We start from the raw sequence: 19,257 nt of genomic DNA, 5'->3' as shown, positions 1-19,257 counted from the left end.
AACAACTACAGCTCTAAAACAAAAAGAACACAGGGAGATCCGCCATGTACCAATACTTCATCGAAGGCCTGCAGCGCCTCGGCCGCGCGCTGATGCTGCCGATCGCGATCCTGCCGATTGCCGGCCTGTTGCTTCGTCTGGGCGACACCGACCTGTTGAACATCGCGATCATCCATGACGCCGGCCAAGTGATCTTCGCCAACCTGGCGATGATCTTCGCCATCGGCATCGCAGTCGGGTTCGCCAAGGACAACAACGGCACCGCAGGGCTGGCCGGGGTGATTGGCTACCTGGTGATGATCTCCACGCTCAAGGTGCTCGATGCGAGCATCAACATGGGCATGCTCGCCGGGATCGTCAGCGGTCTGATGGCCGGCGCGCTGTACAACCGCTTCAAGGACATCAAGCTGCCGGAGTACCTGGCGTTCTTCGGTGGCCGGCGTTTCGTGCCGATCGTCACCGGCTTCGCCGCCGTCGGTCTGGGCGTGGTGTTTGGTTTGATCTGGCCGCCGATCCAGCACGGCATCAACGGTTTCGGCACATTGATGATGGAGAGCGGCAGCATCGGCGCCTTCGTCTTCGGCGTGTTCAACCGCCTGCTGATCGTCACCGGCCTGCACCACATCCTCAACAACATGGCGTGGTTCGTCTTCGGCAACTTCACCGACCCGACCACCGGCGCCATGGTCACCGGCGACCTGTCGCGCTACTTCGCCGGTGACCCGAAGGGCGGCCAGTTCATGACTGGCATGTTCCCGGTGATGATCTTCGGCCTGCCCGCCGCGTGCCTGGCGATGTACCGCAACGCCCTGCCGGAACGCCGCAAGGTCATGGGCGGAATCTTCCTGTCCATGGCGCTGACTTCCTTCCTGACCGGCGTCACCGAGCCCATCGAATTTGCGTTCATGTTCCTCGCACCGTTCCTCTTTTTGCTCCATGCGCTGCTGACGGGGTTGTCGATGGCAATCACCAATGCGCTGAACATCCATCTGGGTTTCACCTTCTCCGGCGGCTTCATCGACATGGTGCTCGGCTGGGGTGAATCCACCAACGGCTGGCGGGTGGTGCCGGTGGGGTTGGCGTATGCGGTGATCTACTACGCGGTGTTTGATTTCTGCATCCGCCGCTTCAACCTCAAGACACCGGGACGTGAAGAAGTGCCGGCGGGTGAGAAGGTGGTGGTCACCGAGAATGAACGCGCTGGGGCGTACATCAAGGCGCTGGGTGGGGCGCAGAATCTAATTACCGTCGGGGCGTGTACGACACGGTTGCGGCTGGACATGGTGGATCGCAACAAGGTAAACGACGCAGAGTTGAAAGCGCTGGGGGCGATGGCGGTTGTGCGTCCGGGCAAGGGTGGAAGTTTGCAGGTAGTGGTCGGGCCGATGGCGGACAGCATTGCCGATGAGATTCGCTTGGCGATGCCGGCGTTGGGTCGCGCGCTTGTGTCCTCTCCTCCCGCGGTGATCGATGCACCGAAACCTGTGGCAGTGGCGAAATCAGAAGCGCAGCAATGGCTGAATGCCTTGGGTGGCGGCGAGAACGTGTTGCAGATGGACTGCATCGCAATGACCCGGATCCGGCTGCAACTGGCGGATGGTAAGGCGTTGTCGGAGTGTGATTTGAAGGCGTTGGGTTGCCAGGGTGTCAGTCAGTTGGACGGTGGGGTTTGGCATCTGCTGATTGGCGACAAGGCATCGAGTTTGAGTGATGCGCTGGAGGCGTTGGTGAATCGCAGTGAGGTGAGTGCCAAGGTTTAAACCTACAGGGTTTCCGATCGTTCCCACGCTCTGCGTGGGAATGCCGCCAGGGACGCTCCGCGTTCCGCTTCAGAATGTGACGCAGAGCGTCACGGGGATGCATTCCCACGCAGAGCGTGGGAACGATCATTTCAGGCAATAAAAAACCCGCAGATCTTCATCAGCGGGTTTCTCATTTCAGCACCGGAAGATCAGAAATCCTCCAACCGCCATACTTCATAAGCCGGCGTCTCATAGGGATGGCTGAGCTTCAGCGCAGCCACCACGGCCACGATCAATTCATCCGCCACCACCAGCTCAACCTTCCATTCCTCGACCTGCTCGACCTGCCCCGCTTCACCAATGAACGGCTTACTGCCGTCCAACGGGCGAAACTGGCCGAGGCCGAGTACTTGCCACGCGCAATGGTCGTAAGCACCGATCCGCCCACCACCCGCAGCGAATACGGCACTTTTGACCTGCTCCACATGACTGGCCGGAACAAAAAAGCTGAGCTTGTACACGGCGCTTAGTTAACCCAGACGCGCGCGTTACGGAACATACGCATCCAAGGTGCGTCTTCGTTCCAGTCTTCCGAACGCCACGAGTTCTGCACCGCGCGGAACACACGCTCCGGGTGCGGCATCATGATCGTTACGCGACCGTCGCGGCTGGTCAAACCGGTGATCCCGCGCGGCGAGCCGTTCGGGTTGGCCGGGTAGTTTTCGGTGACCTTGCCGTGGTTGTCGACGAAACGCATCGCCACGCAACCCGACAGATCGGCTTCCAGCAACGCTTCTTCGCTGGCGAACTCGGCATGACCTTCACCGTGAGCAATAGCGATCGGCATGCGCGAACCGGCCATGCCTTGCAGGAAGATCGAGTTCGATTCCTGGACCTGAACCATCGCCACACGCGCTTCGAACTGCTCGGAACGGTTACGCACAAAGTGCGGCCAGAACTCGCTGCCCGGGATCAGCTCGTGCAGGTTGGACATCATCTGGCAACCGTTGCACACGCCGAGGGTGAAGCTGTCGTTACGTTCGAAGAAGCCCTGGAACGCATCGCGAGCGCGGCTGTTGAACAGCGCGGACTTGGCCCAGCCTTCGCCGGCACCCAGTACGTCGCCGTAGGAGAAACCACCGCAAGCGACCAGACCTTTGAACTCGTTCAAGTCGACACGGCCGGCCAGAATGTCGCTCATGTGCACGTCGATCGCGTTGAAACCGGCGCGGTCGAACGCGGCCGCCATTTCCACCTGACCGTTGACGCCCTGCTCACGCAGCACGGCAACCTGTGGGCGGATGCCTTTCTTGATGTAAGGCGCGGCGACGTCCTGGTTGACGTCGTAGCTCAGCTTGACGCTCAGGCCCGGGTTGTCTTCTTCCAGCAGCACGTCGAATTCTTGTTCGGCGCAGTCGGCGTTATCACGCAGGCGCTGGATCTGGTAGCTGGTTTCAGCCCACTGACGTTGCAGCAGACGACGCTGACCTTCGAAGACGGTGTCGCCGTTGAAAGTGATGCTGATCTCGCCGTTGTTCATTGGCTGACCGATCACCGACACGCAGTCGCCAAGGCCAGCCGCGCTGAACTGCGCGAGGATGTCTGGAGTAGCATCTTGGCGAACCTGGATCACAGCGCCCAGTTCTTCGTTGAACAGGATCGCGGCGATGTCGGCGGAAGTTTCTGCCAGACCGTCGAGGTTCAGGCTCAGGCCGCAGTGGCCGGCAAATGCCATTTCCACCACGCTGGTCAGCAGACCACCGTCGGAACGGTCGTGGTAGGCCAGCAGGTGACCGTCGGCGTTGAGGCCCTGGATCACGGCGAAGAAGGCTTTGAGGTCTTCGGCATCGTCGACGTCTGGCGCTTGCGAGCCGAGCTTGCCGTGAACCTGGGCCAGGATCGAGGCGCCCATGCGGTTTTGGCCGCGGCCCAGATCGATCAGGATCAGGTCAGTGGTGCCCTTGTCCATGCGCAGTTCCGGCGTCAGGGTCTGACGGATGTCAGCCACTGGCGCGAAACCGGTCACGATCAGGGACATCGGCGAGGTCACGGTCTTGTCGACGCCTTCGTCGTTCCAGCGCGTGGCCATGGACATGGAGTCCTTGCCCACCGGAATGGTAATGCCCAGGTCCGGGCACAATTCCATGCCGACCGCTTTCACGGTGTCGTACAGACGCGCGTCTTCGCCGGGGTGACCGGCTGCGGACATCCAGTTGGCCGACAGTTTGATGTCGGAGATCTTGTTGATGCGCGAAGCCGCGATGTTGGTCAGGGTTTCGCCGATGGCCATGCGGCCCGACGCCGGAGCGTCCAGCAGTGCCAGCGGAGTGCGCTCGCCCATGGCCATGGCTTCACCGGTGTACACGTCGAAGCTGGTGGCGGTGACGGCAACGTCGGCCACCGGAACCTGCCACGGGCCGACCATCTGATCACGGGCAACGAGGCCGGTGATGGTGCGGTCGCCGATGGTGATCAGGAAGCTTTTGCTCGCCACGGCCGGGTGATGCAGAACGCGTTCGACGCAGTCTGCAATCTCCAGAGTCGACGGATCGAAATCGTCGCCCAGTTCGTTTTCGCGAACGGCCGAACGGTGCATGCGCGGGGCTTTGCCCAGCAGCACTTCCAGCGGCATGTCCACCGGGCTGTTGCCGAAGTGGCTGTCGGTGACGGTCAGTTGCGGCTCGGCAGTGGCTTCGCCGACGACGGCAAACGGGCAACGCTCACGTTCGCAGATCGCCTGGAAGCGTTCGAAGTCTTCCGGGCCGACCGCCAGAACGTAGCGTTCCTGGGATTCGTTACTCCAGATTTCATGCGGGGCCATGCCCGGCTCGTCGTTTGGAATGTTGCGCAGCTCGAAGCGACCGCCACGGTTGCCATCGTTGACCAGTTCCGGGAAGGCGTTGGACAGACCGCCCGCGCCGACGTCGTGGATGAAGCTGATCGGGTTGTGTTCACCCAACTGCCAGCAACGGTCGATGACTTCCTGGCAGCGACGTTCCATTTCCGGGTTTTCGCGCTGTACCGAAGCGAAGTCCAGGTCGGCCGAGCTGGTGCCGGTAGCCATGGAGGAAGCCGCACCGCCGCCCAGGCCGATCAACATGGCCGGGCCGCCGAGGACGATCAGCTTGGAGCCAACGGTGATCTCGCCTTTCTGTACGTGTTCGGCACGGATGTTACCCATACCGCCGGCCAGCATGATCGGCTTGTGGTAACCGCGAACTTCGTCGCCACGCGGGGTGGTGATCGACTGTTCGAAGGTACGGAAGTAACCGGTCAGGGCTGGACGACCGAATTCGTTGTTGAACGCGGCGCCACCCAGAGGGCCTTCGATCATGATGTCCAGCGCGGTAACGATGCGCTCAGGCTTGCCGTACGGCACTTCCCACGGCTGTTCGAAGCCAGGGATTTGCAGGTTGGACACGGTGAAGCCAGTCAGGCCAGCCTTTGGCTTGGCACCACGACCGGTTGCGCCTTCATCGCGAATCTCGCCGCCACTACCGGTGGATGCGCCCGGGAACGGAGCAATCGCGGTCGGGTGGTTGTGAGTTTCGACTTTCATCAGGATATGCACCGGTTCCTGCACCGCGCCGTACTGACGGGTTTCAGGGTCCGGGAAGAAACGACCGGCGACGTTGCCGACGATCACCGAAGCGTTGTCCTTATAAGCCGACAGAACGCCTTCGCTGTGCATCACGTAGGTGTTCTTGATCATGCCGAACAGGCTTTTTTCCTGGCTCTGGCCGTCGATGTCCCAACTGGCGTTGAAGATCTTGTGACGGCAGTGCTCGGAGTTCGCCTGGGCAAACATCATCAGTTCGATGTCGTGGGGGTTGCGCTTCAAGCCGACGAAGGCGTTGACCAGGTAGTCGATCTCATCTTCGGCCAGGGCCAGGCCCAGCTCGGTGTTGGCTTTTTCCAACGCGGCGCGGCCGCCACCCAGCACGTCGATCGCGGTCAGCGGTTTCGGCTCGGCATGGCTGAACAGGCCGGCGGCTTGTTCAAGGTTGCCGAGGACGATCTGGGTCATACGGTCGTGCAGCGCATCGGAGATCAGCTGCGCTTCGGCGTCGCTGAACTGGCCGGCGACGTAGAACGCGATGCCGCGCTCCAGGCGCTGGATCTTGCTCAGGCCGCAGTTGCGAGCGATGTCGCTGGCCTTGCTGGACCACGGCGAGATGGTGCCGAAACGTGGCAACACCAGGAACAGACGACCGGTCGGCTCTTGTACCGGAACACTTGGGCCGTACTTCAGAAGGCGCGCGAGCACCTGCTGTTCGTCGCCGGTCAGGACGCCGGTAACTTCGGCGAAGTGAGCGAATTCAGCATACAAGCCGCTGACAGCCGGGACCTTCTGGCTCAGTTGCTCAAGGAGTTTGCTGTGGCGAAAGGCAGAAAGGGCAGGAGCGCCGCGCAGGATCAACATCTTCGGGACAGCCTCGGGAAGGGGTGTGCTTTGAGGCCGTGCATTCTAGCCTAAACCGCCCGCGACATCACCCGAAACGGTGCGCGCGGCCGTACCCGAACGTCGGGCCGGGTATTTGGAGCTCATCCAGCGGTGCGTCGAGGGTTATTTTTTATGTCACAAATTAGCGTTCGGGCCCATTCCTGCGGGCTCCACGCGGGATTTTCGCTCCCTAGCAGACAAGCCCTTCGCTGTCGAGATATGGCGGTCGTGGTCCTTTGCGTATACTGCGCAGATGTTTTCCCCAACGGCTTTGCGTCCGCGGTACGCCAAATGGCTGATCGCAACCGGACTCTTCCTGGTGCTCAATGGCTGTGTTGATAAACCCAACACGCTGGAGCGCGTAAAGGAGGATGGCGTGCTGCGGGTGGTCACCCGTAACAGCCCCGCCACCTACTTTCAGGATCGCAACGGTGAAACCGGCTTCGAATACGAGCTGGTGAAGCGCTTCGCCGACGATCTGGGGGTCGAACTCAAGATCGAGACCGCCGACAACCTCGACGACCTGTTCAATCAGGTGGGCAAGCCTAACGGCCCGGTGTTGGCTGCTGCCGGCCTGGTCAGCAGCGAGCATCGCAAACAACAGGTGCGGTTTTCCCACTCTTACCTGGAAGTCACCCCACAGATCATCTACCGCAACGGCCAGTCACGGCCGACCGACGCGGGCGATCTGGTCGGCAAGAAGATCATGGTGCTCAAGGGCAGCACTCACGCCGGACAATTGGCGGAGCTGAAAAAGAAATACCCCGGCATTGAATACGAAGAGTCCGACGCGGTTGAAGTCGTCGACCTGCTGCGCATGGTCGATGAAGGCCAGATTGACCTGACCCTGGTCGACTCCAACGAAGTGGCGATGAACCAGGTCTATTTCCCTAAAGTGCGGGTCGCCTTCGACCTCGGTGAAGCCAGCGATCAAAGCTGGGCCGTGGCGATGGGTGACGACAATAGCCTGCTCAACGAGATCAACGCCTACCTCGACAAGGTCAAGAAGAACGGCACCCTGCAACGCCTGAAAGATCGTTACTACGGGCACGTCGACGTCCTCGGCTACGTGGGCGCCTACACCTTCGCCCAGCACTTGCAGCAACGCCTGCCCAAGTATGAGCAGCACTTCAAGGCATACGCCAAGAAAGAGAAAGTCGACTGGCGCCTGCTGGCGGCCGTCGGTTATCAGGAGTCGTTATGGCAAGCCGCGGTCACGTCCAAGACCGGCGTGCGCGGGCTGATGATGCTGACCCAGAACACGGCGCAGGCCATGGGCGTGTCCAATCGCCTCGACCCCAAGCAGAGCATCATGGGCGGCGCCAAATACCTGGCCTACATGAAGGATCAGCTGGACGAGTCAATCCAGGAACCGGATCGCACCTGGTTTGCCCTGGCGGCTTACAACGTCGGCAGCGGTCACCTGGATGACGCGCGCAAACTGGCGGTGAAAGAAGGCCTGAACCCGGACAAGTGGCTGGACGTGAAGAAGATCCTGCCGCGGCTGTCAGAGAAGAAGTGGTACAGCAAGACGCGTTATGGCTACGCCCGAGGCGGCGAGCCGGTGCACTTCGTGGCGAACATTCGTCGTTACTACGACATCCTGACGTGGGTCACGCAGCCGCAGCTTGAGGGCAATCAGGTGGCCGAAGGCAACCTGCATGTGCCGGGGGTCGACAAGACCAAGCCGAATCAGGAAACCCCGCAGCTTTAACTCTGTGTTGTTTTCAATGACGGCTTCGCGGGCAAGCCTCGCTCCTACAGGACCGCGCCGAACACAATGTTGTGGCTCAACTCGTACCTGTGGGAGCGTGGCTTGCCCGCGATGGCAGCGCCTCGGCCTTAGCCCTTCAACGCAGCCGCCAGAATCAGCGCCTTCATTTCCGATACCGCCGACTTGAACCCGACAAACAACGCATGCGCCACCAGCGCATGGCCGATGTTCAATTCGTTGATGCCCTTGATCGCGGCCACCGCTTCAACGTTGTGATAATGCAGGCCGTGGCCGGCATTGACGATCAGCCCCTGAGCCAGGCCAAACGCTACGCCATCCGCCACACGCTTGAGCTCTTCAGCCACGTCGGTCGGTGTCTCGGCATCGGCATAACGACCGGTGTGCAATTCGATAGCCGGCGCACCCACACGACGGGACGCTTCGATCTGTCGCTCGTCCGCATCGATGAACAACGACACTTCACAGCCGATCTTTGACAGACGATCCACCGCAGCCTTGATGCGTGCTTCCTGCCCCGCCACGTCCAGGCCACCTTCGGTGGTCAGTTCCTGACGGGTTTCCGGGACCAGGCAAATGTGCGCCGGGCGGATGCGCTCGGCGAACACCATCATTTCTTCGGTGACGCCCATTTCGAAATTCATGCGGGTTTGCAGCACGTCCTTGAGCAACAGCACGTCGCGTTCCTGGATGTGTCGGCGGTCTTCGCGCAGGTGCACGGTGATGCCGTCAGCGCCCGCCTCTTCCGCGTCCAGTGCTGCCTTGACCGGATCCGGGTAACGAGTGCCCCGGGCCTGACGCAGGGTGGCAACGTGGTCGATGTTCACGCCAAGAAGAATGCGATTGCTGGTGGTCACGGAAGCGCTCCTGAATTTAAAGATTCGGCGCACAGCATACGGGGAGACTACGGCTTGCGAAACAGTTCGCGACTGACCAAGGGACGACCACCCAAGTGAACGGCCAGTGCCTGACGCATCAGACGCTTGGCGGCGGACAACGCACCAGGCGCGGTCCAGTCAGCCTCAGCCATAGCCAACAGTTCGGTGCCGTTGAACAGGCCGGGTTGCAGCAGGTAGACCTGCTCCAGGCCAGCATCCACTTGCAAACGGTAGAGGCCGTCCGGGGCGATGGGCTCGCCGTGGATGTCGGTGGTCAGGGCGAAACCGTAACCGAGGTCGTCGAGCAGGCGCCACTCGAAGGATCGCAGCAGCGGTTCCAGTGGTCGGCCTTCGGCCAGCGCGAGCAACGTCGCAGCGTAGTGATCAAATACACCGGGGTGCGGGTCTTCGGCGGGCAGCAGGCGGATCAGCAGTTCGTTGAGATAGAGGCCGCTGAACAGCGCCTCACCGTTGAGCCAGGTGGAAACACCGGCGGCTTCCATACGCCCAACGTTCTTCAGTTCACCCCGCCCGCGAAACTCCACTTCCAGCGGCACGAATGGCCGGGCCAGTGTCCCGGCCTTGCCCCGCGCACTGCGCAACACCGCCCGCAGCCGACCTTGCGGCGTGAGGAAGTCCACCAATGCGCTGCTTTCGCGGTAGGCGCGGGAGTGGAGGACGTAGGCAGGTTGGCCGATGGGCTGGGACATGGAGTTCTCAATGAAGAAACGCGATCTTATAAACAACCAGAAACCAATGTGGGAGCGAGCCTGCTCGCGATTGCGGTCTGTCAGTCAACAGTGATGTTGAATTTCAGGTCCTCATCGCGAGCAGGCTCGCTCCCACAGGGGTTCTTCGGTGTATCTGGATCCGGTGTTACAGGTCGCCGTAACCCAGCGAACGCAAGGCGCGTTCGTCATCGGACCAGCCGCCTTTCACTTTCACCCACAGGTTAAGCATGATCTTGGAGTCGAACAGCAACTCCATGTCCTTGCGCGCCTCGGTGCCGATGCGCTTGATGCGCTCGCCCTTGTCGCCAATGATGATTTTCTTCTGGCCGTCACGCTCCACGAGAATCAAGGCATGGATGTGCAGGGTTTTGCCCTGCTGCTTGAACTCTTCGATTTCGACGGTGATCTGGTACGGCAGCTCGGCACCCATCTGACGCATGATTTTCTCGCGCACCAGTTCTGCGGCGAGGAAGCGGCTGCTGCGATCGGTGATCTGGTCTTCCGGGAAGAAGTGATCATTTTCCGGCAGGTAGCCGGCAATCACACGCTCCAGCGTTTCGAGGTTGTGCCCGTGCTGGGCCGAGATCGGCATGATCTGCGCATTCGGCAGCTGTTCCTGCAACCAGGTCAGGTGCGGCATCAGTTCAGCTTTGTCTTCGATGCGATCGGTCTTGTTCAGCGCCACGATCAGCGGGCCGGTCACGTACTGGACCCGTTCGAGGACCATCTGGTCTTCGTCGGTCCACTTGGTGCGATCCACCACGAAGATCACCACGTCGACGTCTTTCAACGCCGCCGAAGCGGTCTTGTTCATGTAGCGGTTCAGGGCCTTTTCGCCGCCCTTGTGCATGCCCGGGGTGTCGACGTAGATCGCCTGCACGGCGCCTTCGGTCTTGATGCCCAGCATGTTGTGGCGGGTGGTTTGCGGCTTGCGCGAGGTGATCGCCAGTTTCTGACCCAGGATGTGGTTCAGCAGCGTGGACTTGCCCACGTTGGGACGGCCGACGATGGCAACATAGCCACAGCGAGTTGCAGTTGAATCAGTCATTGCCATTCTCCACACCCAGGGCAATCAGTGCTGCGGCGGCCGCTACCTGTTCGGCAATACGACGACTCACACCCTGACCTCGGCTTTTTTCATTCAGTAAGGTGATTTCACATTCGACGAAGAACGTCCGGCAATGCGGCTCACCCTGGATATCCACCACTTCGTAACGCGGCAGCTCGCAACCACGCGATTGCAGGAATTCCTGCAGACGGGTTTTTGGATCTTTGTTGGTGTCGACCAGCGTCAGGCCTTCGAACTCACCGGCCAGCCAGGCCAGCACGCGCTCGCGCGCCATGTCCATGCCGGCGTCCAGGTAGATCGCACCGATCAGCGCTTCGAGGGCATCGGCCAGAATCGACTCGCGACGGAACCCGCCGCTTTTCAACTCACCGGAGCCCAGGCGCAGGTATTCGCCCAGATCGAAACCGCGGGCCAGTACGGCCAGCGTCTCACCTTTCACCAGACGTGCGCGCAAACGCGACAACTGGCCTTCGCGAGCCAGCGGGAAGCGATCGAACAGCGCCTCGCCTGCGACGAAGTTGAGGATGGCATCACCGAGGAATTCCAGGCGTTCGTTGTTGCGCCCGGCAAAACTGCGGTGAGTCAGGGCCAGGACCATCAGTTCCTGATCCTTGAAGGTGTAGCCGAGCTGACGCTCTAGACGGCTTAAGGAGACGCTCACGGTTTACCCACGCTGAGTTCGTGGCTGGATTCCACCGCCATGGCCGAGAGACGGCGCAGGCTTGGGACAATTAACGCTGTGTTCAAAAATTACGTCCTGAATATCATTGTTTTCATGCTTTCGGCGCCGATTGTGTCGACTCCAGAAATGCATTCGGCGCTGTGTTCAACAGCGCCGTGTTTGATTACTTGATCAGGCCAACCCGCGAGAAATTCGGCAGGTGACTGAGTTTGGGTTCCGGCCAGCTCATCCAGACTGCGAAGGCCTTGCCGACGATATTCTTGTCGGGAACCATGCCCAGCAGATCCTTGGGAATGCTCGGATCGTCCCAGTAGCGACTGTCGTTGGAGTTGTCGCGGTTGTCGCCCATCATGAAGTAGTGCCCGGCCGGCACGGTCCACGAACGGTCCGGCGATGCGCGATAGCGGCTCATTTCCTTGCGGATCAGGTGCTCGGCCGCGCCGAGTTTTTCCTTGTAGAGTTCGGCACTGCCCAGCGTGCCCGGCTCGGAGCCGACCAGTTGTTCAGCAATCGATTCGCCGTTGACGAACAGACGCTTGTCGGCGGTGTAGCGGATCTGGTCACCCGGCAGGCCCACCACGCGCTTGATGTAGTTGACGTTCGGATCGCTCGGGTAGCGGAATACCATCACATCGCCGCGCTGCGGATCACCGACTTCGATGACTTTCTTGTCGATCACCGGCAAGCGGATCCCGTAGGAAAACTTGTTCACCAGAATGAAGTCGCCGACGTCCAGGGTAGGTTTCATCGAGCCGGAAGGAATCTGGAACGGTTCCACCAGGAACGAACGCAGCACCAGCACGATGAACAACACCGGGAAGAACGACTTGCCGTATTCAACCAGCAGCGGCTCTTTGTTCAGTTTCTCGACGACCACCATGTCAGCCTGGCTGACGCTCCCCTGATAGGAGTTGATGGCAGCCCGGCGCCGAGGCGCCAGGAACAGCAGATCGAGCAACGCCAACAAGCCGCAGACGAACACGGCGATGACCAGCAACAGCGGGAAATTTAGTGACATAGGACCTAACTATCCAACCTGAGCACCGCAAGGAAGGCTTCTTGTGGAATTTCCACGTTGCCGACTTGCTTCATGCGTTTTTTACCGGCCTTTTGCTTTTCAAGCAGTTTTTTCTTACGGCTAACGTCACCGCCGTAGCATTTGGCCAATACGTTCTTTCTGAGTGCCTTGACGGAGGTCCGCGCAATGATCTGCCCGCCAATGGCGGCCTGGATCGCGACGTCGAACATCTGGCGCGGAATCAGTTCTTTCATCTTCTCGGTCAACTGGCGACCTTTGTAGTGCGCGTTATCCTTGTGCACGATCAGCGCCAGGGCGTCGACCTTGTCACCGTTGATCAGCACATCCAGTTTCACCAGATTAGCTGATTGGTAACGGTCGAAATGGTAATCCAGCGAAGCATAGCCGCGGCTGGTGGACTTCAGACGGTCGAAGAAGTCGAGGACCACTTCGTTCATCGGCAAATCGTAGGTCACCTGGACCTGCGTGCCGAGGAACAGCATGTCGTGCTGCACGCCACGCTTCTCGATGCACAGGGTAATGACGTTGCCCAGGTGCTCTTGCGGCACAAGAATATTGGCTCGCACGATCGGTTCGCGCATGTCTTCGATCGAGGACAGGTCTGGAAGCTTGGACGGGTTGTCGACGTAAATCGTTTCACCGGTTTTCAGCAACAGCTCGAAGATTACCGTCGGCGCCGTGGTGATCAGGTCCAGGTCGTACTCGCGCTCCAGGCGCTCCTGGATGATTTCCATGTGCAGCATGCCGAGGAACCCGCAACGGAAGCCGAAGCCCAGAGCGTCGGAGCTTTCCGGGGTGTACTGCAGGGACGAGTCGTTGAGCGTGAGCTTTTGCAGGGCTTCACGGAAATCTTCGAAGTCGTCGGAGCTGACCGGGAACAGGCCAGCGTAGACCTGCGGCTGAATGCGTTTGAAGCCTGGCAGCACGTCAACGTCCGGCGTGGAGCTCAAGGTCAGGGTGTCACCGACCGGTGCACCGTGAATGTCCTTGATGCCGGCAATGATGAAGCCCACTTCGCCGGCCTTCAGGTCAACGGTGGCGGTGTGTTTCGGGTTGAAGACACCGACGCTGTCCACCAGGTGGATCTTGCCGGTGGATTTGACCAGGATCTTGTCGCCCTTCCTCACACGACCGTGACGAACGCGCACCAGGGAAACAACGCCCAGGTAGTTGTCGAACCAGGAGTCGATGATCAACGCTTGCAGCGGATCTTCGTAGTTGCCGGTCGGCGCGGGAATGGTGTGAACCAGGCGTTCGAGTACTTCGTCGACGCCCAGGCCGGTCTTGGCACTGCACTCGACCGCATCGGTGGCATCGATGCCGATGATTTTTTCGATTTCTTCTTTAACGCGGTCCGGATCGGCCTGTGGCAGGTCGATCTTGTTCAGGACCGGCATGACTTCCAGGCCCTGCTCGATCGCGGTGTAGCAGTTGGCAACAGACTGCGCTTCAACGCCCTGACCGGCATCGACCACCAGCAACGCACCTTCACAGGCCGCCAGCGATCGGCTGACTTCATAGGTGAAGTCAACGTGGCCCGGGGTGTCAATGAAGTTCAGCTGGTACTTGATGCCATCGCGGGCGGTGTAATACAGGGTGACGCTGTGGGCCTTGATGGTGATCCCGCGTTCACGTTCCAGGTCCATGGAGTCCAGCACCTGGGCTTCCATTTCGCGCTCGGCAAGGCCGCCGCACATCTGGATGAAGCGATCGGCCAGCGTCGACTTGCCATGGTCAATGTGGGCGATGATGGAGAAATTGCGGATATGACTCAAATCACTCACGGATCAACACTCAAAAAGGCTGCAGGCATAGCCCGCCGAAAAATAGCCGGGAATTGTACCTGATCCACGACGCAAGCGTCACGTTCGCAGGTCAGACGGCACCTACAAAAACGCCCCGGTCTTGCGACAGGGGCGTTTTTATCACCAGCGAAGTCGGGGAAACCCCCTGATCAGCCGGCTCGGCGCAACAGCCAGACACCGGCCAGGGCACAGACACCCGCCGGAACCAGCACCGCAAACAGCGGCGAGAAACCGAACACCAGGCTCGATGGCCCCAGCAAATCCTGGACGATGCGGAAGGTGAAGCCGACCAGCACGCCAGTGAAGACCCGCTGACCAAGGGTCACCGAGCGCAACGGGCCGAAGATGAAGGAAATCGCCATCAGTACCAGCGCGGCGGTCACCAGCGGCTGCAACACCTTGACCCAAAACGCCAGCCAGTAACGGCCGTTGCTCAAGCCCTGGTCAGCCAGGTAGTGGATATAACCCCACAGACCGCTGATCGACAGCGTGTCAGGTGACATCACCACCGTGCTCAGCAGTTGCGGACTCAAGGCGACATCCCAACGCTCGACCGGGGTGGTGACCACTTCGGTGCTCTTTTCATGGAACAGCGTGGTGGTGACGTCGCTCAACTGCCAGTGATCCTGATCGAACTTCGCCCGCTTGGCGAAGCTGGACGACAGCATATGACGCTCATTGTCGAAACGATAACGGGTGACGCCATACAGCAGACCGTTCGGCTGCACAGAGTTGACGTGAATGAACTCGTCACCCTGGCGATGCCACAAACCATGCTTGGCGCTCTGCGCATCGCCGCCGCCCTGAGCCAGGGAACGGTTGGCCTGAGCGGTGACTTCGGTGGCCGGCGCAACGTATTCGCCGATCAGCACACCCACCACCATCAGCACCAGCATCGGCTTCATGACTGCCCAGACGATCCGTCCGATCGACACGCCCGCAGCGCGCATGATGGTCAGCTCGCTGTGACTGGCGAGACTGCCGAGGCCGATCAGGCATCCGATCAGTGCAGCCATCGGCAACATGTCGTAAAGACGACGCGGCGCGGTCAGCAGGACATAACTCAACACGTCGACCAGGGTGTAGGTATCGCTGACATCACTCATTTCATCGATGAACGCGAACAGGGTGGCCAGACCGAGAATGATCCCCAGTACCGCCAGAATCGCCACGAACACGCTGCTACCAATGTAGCGATCGAGCTTATCCACGAGCCACCTCCAGCGCGCTGCGACGACTCGCCAGCTTCAACTGCAAGGGTTCCCAATAGAGCAAGCCCAGGCCGATGGCCAGGAAGATTGCATGCACCCACCACAACCCCAGAGCTGGCGGGATTTTGCCCTTTTCAAGGGCGCCGCGAGCGGCAATCAGGATGGACAGGTAAGCCATATATAGAAGAATCGCCGGCAACAGCTTGAGGAAACGGCCCTGACGCGGATTGACCCGCGACAACGGCACCGCCATCAAGGTCACGATAAACACCAGCAACGGCAGGGACAGGCGCCATTGCAGTTCAGTGCGCGAACGAATGTCATCGCTGCCGATCAAGGAACGGGTGGTCATTGCATCGCGGTCGGTGACTTCGTCGCTGACGTCCGGCTTGGGCAGCAATACGCCGTATTCCTCGTACTTGATCGCCCGGTAGTCGGCCTGCCCCGGGTTACCGTCGTAGCGATAGCCGTTGTCGAGAATCAGGTAGCGATTGCCGTCAGGGCGGATTTCCTGACGGCCCTTCTCGGCCACCAGCACGGAAATCCCGCGATCCTTCTTGTCGGAGCTGATGTTTTTTTGCGAAATGAACACACCGTTCAGATTGATGCGGTCATCCGATAGCTGCTCGGTGTAGGTCACCCGGGTGCCGTCGCGCAGGGCCTGGAAGCGACCCGGCTCCAGGGTATCGAACTCGGTCAGCGCATCCTGCTTGTTCAGCAGCAGCTGGAACTGATTGGCACCTTGTGGCGCCAGGCTCAGGCTCAGCCAGGCCACGACCAGCGCAACCAGCGTGGCCGGAAACAGCGTCATGGCAAGCAGACGTTGCTGGCTCATGCCAGTGGCCGACAACACGGTCATTTCGCTTTCGAGGTACAAGCGACCGTAGGCCAGCAGGATCCCGAGGAACAGGCCCAGCGGCAGGATCAGTTGCAGGAAACCCGGCAGGCGAAAGCCCATGATCAGAAACAGGGAGCCCGGATCCAGCAGACCCGAGGCCGCCTGGGCGAGGTATTTGATGAAGCGACCGCTCATGATGATGACCAGCAGCACGGCGCTGACGGCGCTCAAGGTCAACAGGACTTCGCGGGACAGATAACGGAAGACAATCAAACCAGACACTCCAGGGTTGTCAGGCTAAGGCGGCCAAACAAGCAAACGTATCAGACGGCCCGCAGGGCAGAGCCGCCGAAAAAGTTGGCGCATTATCCTGTGATTGGGTGCGCCTGTCACTGCGCATGCTCAAGCAGGCGGGTAATGCGTTGAAGATCGTACGACCGAGGGTTGTCAGGCGCAGTGAGCGAGGTTCAAACTGCGGCCTTTGTCGCGGGCCGTGACCTGCGTCTTTCTATCTATAAGCAAGCGTCTGTGCGCCGCCGTTTTGCCCGCGCACGTTGACCATTCATTCAGGGACCCGGACATGGAACTGGTTGTAAAGAGCGTTAGCCCAGAAACGTTGAAGACCGCCACTCTGGTGGTCGCCGTCGGCGAAGGCCGCAAGCTCGGTGCCGCTGCCAGACAACTCGACGAACTGAGTGGCGGCGCCCTCAGCGCTGTACTCAAGCGCGGCGACCTGGCCGGCAAGGTCGGCCAGAGCCTGTTGCTGCACAGCCTGCCGAACCTCAAGGCCGAACGCGTTCTGCTGGTCGGCGTGGGCAAGGACGAAGAACTGGGTGACCGCCCGTTCCGCAAGATCATCGCCGGCGTCCTCAACACCCTTAAAGGCCTGGGCGGCAGCGACGCCGTGCTGGCGCTGGACGAAATCGTGGTCAAAGGCCGCGACAGCTACGGCAAGACCCGCCTGCTGGCCGAAACCCTGGTGGATGGCGAATACACCTTCGACCAGTTCAAGAGCCAGAAAGCCGAACCTCGTTCCCTGAAGAAAATCACCCTGGTGACCATCAAGGCTGCACAGGCTGAAGTCGAGCGCGCCGTGGCGCACGCCACTGCGATCGCCAACGGCATGGCGTTCACCCGCAACCTGGGCAACCTGCCACCGAACATCTGCCACCCGACGTTCCTCGGCGAACAAGCCAAGAACCTGGGCAAGGAATTCAAGAGCCTGAAAGTCGAAGTCCTTGATGAGAAGAAGATCAAGGACCTCGGCATGGGCTCGTTCTATGCCGTGGGCCAGGGCAGCGCCCAGCCACCGCGCCTGATCGTCATGCAATACAACGGGGGCAAGAAATCCGAGAAGCCTTACGCACTGGTCGGCAAAGGCATCACCTTTGACACCGGCGGCATCAGCCTGAAACCGGGCGCCGGCATGGATGAAATGAAGTACGACATGGGCGGCGCGGCCAGCGTGTTCGGCACCCTGCGTGCCGTGCTCGAACTGAAACTGCCGATCAACCTGGTGTGCATCCTGGCTTGCGCCGAGAACATGCCGAGCGGCAATGCTTCGCGCCCAGGCGACATCGTCACCACCATGAGCGGCCAGACCGTGGAGATCCTCAACACTGACGCCGAAGGCCGTCTGGTGCTGTGCGATGCCCTGACCTACTCCGAGCGCTTCAAGCCGCAAGCGGTGATCGACATTGCAACCCTGACCGGTGCGTGTGTTGTCGCGCTGGGCTCCCACACTTCGGGCCTGCTGGGCAACAACGACGAGTTGATCGGCCAACTGCTGAGCGCCGGCAAGTCCGCCGACGACCGCGCGTGGCAACTGCCGCTGTTCGATGAGTACCAAGAACAGCTGGACAGCCCGTTCGCCGACATCGCCAACATTGGCGGCCCGAAAGCCGGCACCATCACCGCCGCCTGCTTCCTGTCGCGCTTCACCAAGAACCTGAACTGGGCGCACCTGGACATCGCCGGCACCGCATGGACCAGCGGCGGCAAGGACAAGGGCGCCACTGGCCGTCCGGTTCCGTTGCTGACCCAATACCTGCTGGACCGCGCCAAAGCCTGAAACCGATGACCCCGGACGGCGTCACCTTCGGGTGACGCCGTTCGTGGCTCAGGAACCGCAATGACCAAAGTCGACTTCTATATCCTGCCCAGCGCCGATCCGTCGGCGCGGCTGGATTTCGCCTGCAAGCTCACCGAAAAAGCCTGGCGCATGGGTCACCGCATCTACCTGCATTGCAGCGATGCCGCCCAGCGCGAGGATCTCGATGCGCGTTTGTGGGCCTTCAAGGGTGAAAGCTTCGTACCCCACGGCCCCGCCGAAAGCGAGCCGGACAGCTTGATTGTCCTGGGTCTTGGCGATGACTGCGGTCAGCATCAGGATCTGCTGGTCAACCTTGACCTGAAAGTCCCGGCCTTTGCCAACAAGTTCGCCCGCGTGGCGGAAGTGGTGGTGGAAGACCCGACGATTCGTGCAGCCGCGCGCGAGAGTTTCCGTTTCTATCGCGAACAGGGCTATCCTCTGCAAGATCACCGTTTACAGCGACTCTGAGCACTCCGATGGACACGCCAAAACCGCAACAAAAGTCCGCGCATCTGCTGGATGACCTCGAGTCGATCCGCCAACTGCTCGGCGATGACAACCTGCAACCGCCGCTGCTGACCGACACGGTCAATGACGGTGACCAGGAACAGATTCCGATGCTGTTCGATTCCGTCAGCGCTGCACCGCAGACCGTCGAACCGACACCGCCCGCCCCTGCCGCGCAACCGGCACCCGCGGCCAGCAAAGGCCCCGACGCCTTGCTGCACCTGGACACCGAACTGCGTGCGGCAGCGCAGTTGATCATGCAAGACGTGATCGACGACTTCGCCCCGCACATCGAAACCGAGATCAAACGCCGGCTGGATGCGCGGATGGAGCGGTTGCTCAGCCAGTACGAGTAATCCAATCCCCCATGTGGGAGCGAGCCTTTGTGGCGAGGGGGTTTACCCCCGTTCGGCTGCGAAGCAGTCGTAAATCTGGGTATGCGATGGGCCTGTATAACAGCGGGACCGCTTCGCGCTCCGACGGGGGC

Annotated in this window: 15 protein-coding genes; 5 read left to right on the top strand and 10 right to left on the bottom strand. The window is 60.5% G+C overall.

What is annotated here, in order from left to right; genetic code table 11:
- Window positions 1-44: 44 nt before the first annotated feature.
- Window positions 45-1,760: an N-acetylglucosamine-specific PTS transporter subunit IIBC gene (nagE, locus tag ACIQV9_RS12170; protein ID WP_403101426.1), complete on the top strand. Its 1,716-nt coding sequence runs from the start codon at window positions 45-47 to the stop codon at window positions 1,758-1,760.
- A 191-nt stretch (window positions 1,761-1,951) separates the two neighbouring features.
- Here nagE and ACIQV9_RS12165 read toward each other — a convergent pair whose 3' ends face one another.
- Window positions 1,952-2,263, bottom strand: coding sequence for an NGG1p interacting factor NIF3 (locus tag ACIQV9_RS12165; protein WP_403101424.1), 312 nt, complete (start codon window positions 2,261-2,263; stop codon window positions 1,952-1,954).
- 5 nt (window positions 2,264-2,268) lie between these two features.
- Entirely contained in the window at window positions 2,269-6,165 is a 3,897-nt protein-coding gene (purL, locus tag ACIQV9_RS12160; protein WP_403101422.1) for a phosphoribosylformylglycinamidine synthase, read from the bottom strand.
- 274 nt (window positions 6,166-6,439) lie between these two features.
- Between purL and mltF the strand changes: the two genes are divergently transcribed.
- Window positions 6,440-7,900 carry a membrane-bound lytic murein transglycosylase MltF gene (mltF, locus tag ACIQV9_RS12155; protein WP_403101420.1) on the top strand — a complete coding sequence of 487 codons (1,461 nt, stop codon included), beginning with the start codon at window positions 6,440-6,442 and terminating at the stop codon, window positions 7,898-7,900.
- 128 nt (window positions 7,901-8,028) lie between these two features.
- Here mltF and pdxJ read toward each other — a convergent pair whose 3' ends face one another.
- From pdxJ to lptF, 8 genes are all read right to left on the bottom strand, one after another.
- Complete coding sequence (pdxJ, locus tag ACIQV9_RS12150; protein ID WP_403101418.1) at window positions 8,029-8,775, bottom strand: pyridoxine 5'-phosphate synthase; 747 nt, start codon at window positions 8,773-8,775, stop codon at window positions 8,029-8,031.
- 47 nt (window positions 8,776-8,822) lie between these two features.
- Window positions 8,823-9,506 (bottom strand): DNA repair protein RecO, encoded by a 684-nt coding sequence (gene recO, locus ACIQV9_RS12145; RefSeq protein ID WP_010463052.1) that lies wholly within the window; start codon window positions 9,504-9,506, stop codon window positions 8,823-8,825.
- A 166-nt stretch (window positions 9,507-9,672) separates the two neighbouring features.
- On the bottom strand, window positions 9,673-10,575 hold the full coding sequence (era, locus tag ACIQV9_RS12140; RefSeq protein ID WP_008151577.1) for a GTPase Era: 903 nt from the start codon (window positions 10,573-10,575) through the stop codon (window positions 9,673-9,675).
- Window positions 10,568-11,257 (bottom strand): ribonuclease III, encoded by a 690-nt coding sequence (rnc, locus tag ACIQV9_RS12135; protein WP_010463056.1) that lies wholly within the window; start codon window positions 11,255-11,257, stop codon window positions 10,568-10,570. Before rnc ends, era begins: the two co-directional genes overlap by 8 nt.
- A 184-nt stretch (window positions 11,258-11,441) precedes the next feature.
- Complete coding sequence (lepB, locus tag ACIQV9_RS12130) at window positions 11,442-12,296, bottom strand: signal peptidase I (RefSeq protein WP_403101415.1); 855 nt, start codon at window positions 12,294-12,296, stop codon at window positions 11,442-11,444.
- Between the two features lie 5 nt (window positions 12,297-12,301).
- Entirely contained in the window at window positions 12,302-14,101 is a 1,800-nt protein-coding gene (lepA, locus tag ACIQV9_RS12125; protein ID WP_219095818.1) for a translation elongation factor 4, read from the bottom strand.
- Window positions 14,102-14,271: 170 nt separating this feature from the next.
- On the bottom strand, window positions 14,272-15,333 hold the full coding sequence (gene lptG, locus ACIQV9_RS12120; RefSeq protein WP_403101412.1) for an LPS export ABC transporter permease LptG: 1,062 nt from the start codon (window positions 15,331-15,333) through the stop codon (window positions 14,272-14,274).
- Complete coding sequence (gene lptF / locus ACIQV9_RS12115; protein ID WP_403101410.1) at window positions 15,326-16,444, bottom strand: LPS export ABC transporter permease LptF; 1,119 nt, start codon at window positions 16,442-16,444, stop codon at window positions 15,326-15,328. Before lptF ends, lptG begins: the two co-directional genes overlap by 8 nt.
- A 307-nt stretch (window positions 16,445-16,751) precedes the next feature.
- On the opposite strand from lptF, the gene ACIQV9_RS12110 reads away from it, so the two are divergent.
- From ACIQV9_RS12110 to ACIQV9_RS12100, 3 genes are read left to right on the top strand one after another with little or no spacing between them, the layout of a single operon-like run.
- Window positions 16,752-18,242: a leucyl aminopeptidase gene (locus ACIQV9_RS12110; RefSeq protein ID WP_403101408.1), complete on the top strand. Its 1,491-nt coding sequence runs from the start codon at window positions 16,752-16,754 to the stop codon at window positions 18,240-18,242.
- Window positions 18,243-18,302: 60 nt separating this feature from the next.
- Window positions 18,303-18,731, top strand: a complete 429-nt coding sequence (locus ACIQV9_RS12105; protein ID WP_403028546.1) for a DNA polymerase III subunit chi — start codon at window positions 18,303-18,305, stop codon at window positions 18,729-18,731.
- Window positions 18,732-18,739: 8 nt separating this feature from the next.
- Complete coding sequence (locus ACIQV9_RS12100) at window positions 18,740-19,126, top strand: DNA polymerase III subunit chi (protein ID WP_403101406.1); 387 nt, start codon at window positions 18,740-18,742, stop codon at window positions 19,124-19,126.
- The last annotated feature ends 131 nt before the right edge of the window (window positions 19,127-19,257 follow it).

It is taken from the genome of Pseudomonas sp. NPDC099000, assembly GCF_044759925.1.
In the GTDB taxonomy this organism is placed as follows: domain Bacteria; phylum Pseudomonadota; class Gammaproteobacteria; order Pseudomonadales; family Pseudomonadaceae; genus Aquipseudomonas.
Note: the sequence above shows the minus strand (reverse complement) of the source record. Positions and strands in the feature narration are given on the sequence as shown.

Excerpts from the sequence above, each read along its gene's own strand:
- nagE (WP_403101426.1), top strand. The coding sequence starts at position 45 with ATGTACCAATACTTCATCGAAGGCCTGCAGCGCCTCGGCCGCGCGCTG.
- purL (WP_403101422.1), bottom strand. The coding sequence starts at position 6,165 with ATGTTGATCCTGCGCGGCGCTCCTGCCCTTTCTGCCTTTCGCCACAGC.
- mltF (WP_403101420.1), top strand. The coding sequence starts at position 6,440 with ATGTTTTCCCCAACGGCTTTGCGTCCGCGGTACGCCAAATGGCTGATC.
- recO (WP_010463052.1), bottom strand. The coding sequence starts at position 9,506 with ATGTCCCAGCCCATCGGCCAACCTGCCTACGTCCTCCACTCCCGCGCC.
- era (WP_008151577.1), bottom strand. The coding sequence starts at position 10,575 with ATGACTGATTCAACTGCAACTCGCTGTGGCTATGTTGCCATCGTCGGC.
- lepB (WP_403101415.1), bottom strand. The coding sequence starts at position 12,296 with ATGTCACTAAATTTCCCGCTGTTGCTGGTCATCGCCGTGTTCGTCTGC.
- ACIQV9_RS12110 (WP_403101408.1), top strand. The coding sequence starts at position 16,752 with ATGGAACTGGTTGTAAAGAGCGTTAGCCCAGAAACGTTGAAGACCGCC.
- ACIQV9_RS12105 (WP_403028546.1), top strand. The coding sequence starts at position 18,303 with ATGACCAAAGTCGACTTCTATATCCTGCCCAGCGCCGATCCGTCGGCG.
- ACIQV9_RS12100 (WP_403101406.1), top strand. The coding sequence starts at position 18,740 with ATGGACACGCCAAAACCGCAACAAAAGTCCGCGCATCTGCTGGATGAC.